This window comes from Actinoallomurus acaciae, from assembly GCF_042429965.1.
Lineage (GTDB): Bacteria > Actinomycetota > Actinomycetes > Streptosporangiales > Streptosporangiaceae > Actinoallomurus > Actinoallomurus acaciae.
The window spans coordinates 953-2,109 of the sequence record NZ_JBHLZP010001079.1 but is presented as its reverse complement, the minus strand read 5'-3'; the positions used below and the strand labels follow the sequence as shown (position 1 = coordinate 2,109).

1 protein-coding gene is annotated in these 1,157 nt (G+C 67.0%); it reads left to right on the top strand.

Annotation, left to right across the window (positions count from 1 at the left end; translation table 11 throughout):
• On the top strand, positions 1–1,157 hold a 1,157-nt coding region (locus ACFFNX_RS50620), incomplete at both ends, for a ribonucleoside-diphosphate reductase subunit alpha (RefSeq protein WP_378213651.1).

Genomic DNA, 1,157 nt, shown 5'->3' with positions numbered 1-1,157 from the left:
CGGCGCTGGTGGTCACCGATCCGGTGTATTCGAGGGTGGCGGCGCGTCTGCTGGCCCGGGTGATCGCCGAGGAGACCGGGCCGGTGACGTTCGCCGAGTCCGTCGCGGCGGCCTATGGGCAGGGGTTGTTGAACGAGGAGACCGCCGGGTTCGTCGCTGGTAACGCGGCGGCTTTGGATGCTCTGGTGGATCACGGCGCGGATGACCGGTTCACCTACTTCGGGCTGCGCACCGTCTATGACCGTTATCTGCTGCGGCATCCGACGACGCGGCGGGTGCTGGAACGGCCCCAGTACTTCTTCTTGCGGGTGGCGTGCGGGCTGGCCGGGACGGTGGCCGAGGCCGCGGAGCTGTACGGGTTGATGGCGCGGCTGGCGTATCTGCCGAGTTCACCGACGTTGTTCAATTCTGGTGCCGCGCGTCCGCAGCTGTCCTCGTGTTTCCTGCTGGATTCGCCGCGGGATGAGCTGGAGGCGATTTATGGGCGGTATGGGCAGGTCGCGCGGCTGAGTAAGTACGCGGGTGGGATCGGGATCTCTTGGAGCCGGGTGCGTAGCCGGGGGTCGTTGATCCGGGGGACGAACGGGCATTCGAACGGGATCGTGCCGTGGTTGCGGACGCTGGACGCGTCGGTGGCGGCGGTCAACCAGGGCGGGCGGCGTAAGGGCGCGGCGTGTGTGTATCTGGAGCCGTGGCATGCCGATGTGGAGGAGTTCCTGGAGTTGCGGGACAACACCGGTGAGGACGCGCGGCGTACGCACAATCTGAATCTGGCGAATTGGGTGCCGGATGAGTTCATGCGGCGGGTCGAGGCGGATGGGGTGTGGTCGCTGTTCGATCCCAAGCAGGTGCCGGAGTTGGTGGATGTGTGGGGGGAGGAGTTCGACCGGGCATATCGGGCGGCCGAGGCCGCGGGCCGGTTCGTCCGGCAGGTTCCGGCGCGGCGGTTGTACGGGGCGATGATGCGCACGCTGGCGCAGACCGGTAACGGGTGGATGACGTTCAAGGACGCGGCGAACCGTGCGTGTAACCAGACGGCTGAGCCGGGCAACGTGGTGCATCTGTCGAATCTGTGCACGGAGATTTTGGAGGTGACCAGCGACGCGGAGACCGCGGTGTGCAACCTGGGGTCGATCAACCTCGCCGCGCACGTGAGC